Origin of the sequence: Herminiimonas fonticola (assembly GCF_040395855.1) — a bacterium.
Lineage (GTDB): Bacteria > Pseudomonadota > Gammaproteobacteria > Burkholderiales > Burkholderiaceae_D > Oxalicibacterium > Oxalicibacterium fonticola_A.
In genome coordinates this window covers 1-3,835 of the sequence record NZ_JBEBPO010000143.1, presented here as the reverse complement: position 1 = coordinate 3,835, position 3,835 = coordinate 1, and the positions used below count along the sequence as shown (strand labels likewise).

Below are 3,835 nucleotides of genomic sequence, written 5' to 3'. Positions count from 1 at the left end.
TGACACACGCTGAACAAAAACGTCCGAATGAAATTTCCGGCGGCATGAAGCAACGGGTCGGTATTGCGCGCGCCTTGTCGATGGAGCCGAAAGTTTTGCTGATGGATGAGCCGTTTGGTGCACTCGATGCATTGACCCGTGCGCACTTGCAGGATGAGTTGCTGAAAATCGTTACGGCGACTGGTTCCACCGTCGTGATGGTGACGCATGATGTCGATGAAGCTGTGCTCTTGTCGGACAAAATCGTCATGCTGACAAATGGCCCATCGGCCACTATAGGAGAAATACTGGAAGTGAAACTGGCGCGTCCGCGCGAACGTGTTGCGCTGGCCAAAGATGCGCAGTATTCAGCTTATCGTACGGCTGTGCTGGAATTCTTGTATCACCGCCAATCGCATCCTGTTGCGAAGGAGGCTGCATAAAAATTCAGTTCATCGCACCCGCCTGTTCGCACAATCGTTAATGAACAAAGAGAAAGCATTTCGCTTTCTCTTTGTTATCTTTGATGCTTGATTCGACTTGCTTTCTTTAGCGTACGATCAGCAAGTAAAGCAGCAGCAAATTCGCCACGATGAATATTGCCGCCACCGCGCGCCACAGAGAAACCGGATCGCGCTCTGCCAGCGGTTTGGGTGCGATCGCAGTAAGCGGCCGGCTGGCGCCGCGTTCCAGTGCCAGTAAAAATTCTTCTGCAGTTTCAAAACGATCTGCCGGATTGCGCGCTACTGCCTTCAGCAAAACATTCTCCAGCCACAAAGGCAGATCGGGCCGGTAACGACTCGGCACTACAGCTTCGCCAAAGCGCGGTGTCTGGAACGGTTCGATTTCACCGTAAGGGAAATGCCGCGTCAACAATAGATAAAGCGTGACACCTGCTGCATACAAATCGGTTTGTCGCGAAGCAGGTGCATGATTGAATTGCTCAGGTGCCAGGAAGGATGGTGTGCCGGCGCGTGGCGCACGCACTTCATCTTCCGCTTCCAGACCGGATTGCGCGACGCCCAGATCCAGGATGCGCAATTCGCCATCGTCGCCCAGATGAATATTGTCGGGCTTGATGTCGCGATGGATGATGCTGCGTCTGTGCAGCGCACCGATGGCGCGTATCAGTTTGGTGCCGTGCGCTATTACATCCGGAATTGTGTAGTGTTCGCCTGCATCGAGGTGTTGCTGCAGCGTATTGCCTGCGTGCCAGGTAGTCAGATAGTAGAGATAGGTTTTTTGTTCCGGCGTAATGACCTGCGGAAAGAAGCGTGCAACTACGCGTTTCGCCAGCCATTCTTCATGTGCAAATGCCGAACGTTCATGCATATCCTGCGCGCGATCCGGATGCAGTGTTTTCAGGACCAGCTTGCGCGGAGTGTGATTGCCGGAGTGTGGTTCGGATACACGATAGAGCAGGGTCGTCGTTGACGCGTGTATCTGTTCTTCGACCGTATAACCATCTATGACCTGGCCGACTTTCAACTTGGGCGGCACTGGAAGTTGCTGCGAACCGGACAAGGCATCGCGCAAATTTGTTTCCGGCAAGGCATCGACACGTACCACCAATGCGCTCACATTGTCCTGTGCGCCGGCAGCGAGTGCGCTATCGATCAGCGCATTGGCGATGGCTTCCGCATCCTGCTGTTTGCTGACCAGTTGCGATAAATGATCGTTGAGATCGTATTCCGATATCGAAGCCCATACGCCATCGGTCGCGAGCAGGAATGCATCACCTTCATGCAGCTCGCCCATGCCGTGATCAATCGCCAGTTGCGAGTCGAGTCCGACTGCACGTGTCAATACGTGCTGCATTTCCGGTCTGTCCCACACATGATCAGCGGTGAGGCGCGTCAACACGCCTTTCCTTGATAAATAAAGACGCGTGTCGCCAACGTGGGCAAAGTAATAAAAATTTCCGCGCAATACCAGCGACGTCAGCGTCGTCGCCATGCCGGCGAGTTCGGCACGTATCGAACCCTGATGTTGAACCCAGCTATTGATGGCCTTGAGCACGCGGTCCAGCGATTGCGTGACCGGCCAGGTATCGGAGGTTGCGTAGTAATCGCTCAACAGACCGCGTATCGTGTACTCGGATGCTTCGCGTCCGCCTTCATTGCCGGATACGCCGTCGGCGATGGCTGCGATCATGCCTTTACTCGAAAGCTCCGGCTCGTCCGGCATGACCATGCCGACAAAATCTTCGTTACGCGCACGTTGACCTGCGCGCGTGGCATAGCCCGCCGTGATTTTCAGTGGCATGGTGCGGCCGACAAAGATTTAATCATGGTAACCATCGGTTTGGTAAATGCATTCTCAAACACGTGCACAGATACTGATTCAGATTTTTGCATTCGTCATGGCTGCGCTGCCCCAGGTTGTACGCCAGCGATTTTTCACCGTCGATAAACCAAGCAGGGCGACGATCGCCAGTGCAGCAAAAACCATCAAACCACCTTGGTAACTCCCAGTCAATTGCTTTGAGTAACCGAGACTGGATGCCAGATAAAAACCACCTATGCCGCCCGCCATGCCGACCAGCCCGGTCATCACGCCGATTTCCTTGCGAAAGCGTTGCGGCACCAGCTGGAATACCGCGCCATTGCCTACGCCTAATGCCAGCATGGCAAGCACGAAAATCAGCACAGCTCCCATCGCCGATGATAAGCCGAAGCTGGCGATCAGCATGAACGTCGCTGCCAGCGTGTACATCAGCGACAAAGTCTTGATGCCGCCTATGCGATCCGCGAGACGGCCGCCCAGGGGGCGGATAGCGGACCCGGCAAAGACGCATGCTGCGGTGAAATAGCCGGCAGTCACTGGCGACAAACCATATTGACCGTTGAAGTAAATCGTCAGCGATGAAGCGAGGCCCGAGAAGCCACCAAAGGTCACGCTATAGAAGAACATGAACCACCACGCATCCTTGTCTTTCAATACATGCAGATATTCAAGCAGTGATTTTGCTGGTGGCGCGTTAGGTGCATCACGGGTAAATACAAGATAGACGACAAAAGCGACGCTCAGTGGAATCAAACACAGGCCGAATACGTTTTGCCAGCCAAACATGATCGCCAGTGTCGGTGCAAACAATGCAGCAAATGCGGTGCCGGAGTTGCCGGCACCGGCAATGCCGAGTGCAGTGCCTTGATGCTCAGGTGGATACCAGCGGGATGCCAAAGGCAACGCGACGGCAAACGCCGCCCCAGCGAAACCGAGGATGACGCCGAACGCCAGCATCGTGTGATAAGTGCTCAAGTCGCCCAGCCATGCCCACAGCATGCCGCTCATGACGACGACCTGGCCGATGATGCCTGCCTTCTTCGGTTTCAAATGATCGACCAGTACGCCCATGACGATGCGCAATAAAGCACCAGCCAATAAGGGAGTGGCAACCATCAAGCCTTTTTGTGCGGGAGTCAGCTCGAGATCGCCGGCGATCTGAACGGCTAGCGGGCCGAGGATGACCCAGACCATGAAACTCAGGTCGAAGTAAAAGAATGAAGCAAGCAGGGTCGGTGTATGGCCTGCTTTCCAGAATGACGATTTTTGCATGAGGGCTCGCTGAGTTAGACGGTACAGCAAGCCAAATGCAAGGGTTATGCCACTTTAGTGCAAGTGCTGCCCACGAATGGGCGCGATGGATGTCCGTTTAATTTTCTGATCGACACTGCACCAAATAAACAGCGTATTGCACTTGTTAAGTGCGGAAGTTATTTTTAATTGGTGCAGAAACGATGTGTTGAGAGAAATGCGCACAAAAAGAAAAACTGGCATCTGTTTTGCTTATTTGGATGTGCGAACAACAAATCTGTGGGATGCAGCGATGAAAAAAATGAAACTGGTCATGGTC

At 53.7% G+C, this 3,835-nt stretch carries 3 protein-coding genes; 1 reads left to right on the top strand and 2 read right to left on the bottom strand.

The window, feature by feature from the left end:
- A partial coding sequence (locus tag ABWP27_RS12495) for an ABC transporter ATP-binding protein (RefSeq protein ID WP_353157363.1) occupies positions 1-422 on the top strand: 422 nt, incomplete at its 5' end.
- A gap of 106 nt (positions 423-528) precedes the next feature.
- On the opposite strand, the gene ABWP27_RS12490 is transcribed toward ABWP27_RS12495, so the two are convergent.
- Positions 529-2,244 carry a bifunctional protein-serine/threonine kinase/phosphatase gene (locus ABWP27_RS12490; protein WP_353157361.1) on the bottom strand — a complete coding sequence of 572 codons (1,716 nt, stop codon included), beginning with the start codon at positions 2,242-2,244 and terminating at the stop codon, positions 529-531.
- 78 nt (positions 2,245-2,322) lie between these two features.
- Complete coding sequence (locus tag ABWP27_RS12485) at positions 2,323-3,537, bottom strand: nitrate/nitrite transporter (RefSeq protein WP_353157358.1); 1,215 nt, start codon at positions 3,535-3,537, stop codon at positions 2,323-2,325.
- Positions 3,538-3,835 lie beyond the last annotated feature (298 nt).

Bases quoted from the DNA above. Each gene is read 5' to 3' on its own strand.
- ABWP27_RS12490 (WP_353157361.1), bottom strand. From the start codon at position 2,244: ATGCCACTGAAAATCACGGCGGGCTATGCCACGCGCGCAGGTCAACGT.
- ABWP27_RS12485 (WP_353157358.1), bottom strand. From the start codon at position 3,537: ATGCAAAAATCGTCATTCTGGAAAGCAGGCCATACACCGACCCTGCTT.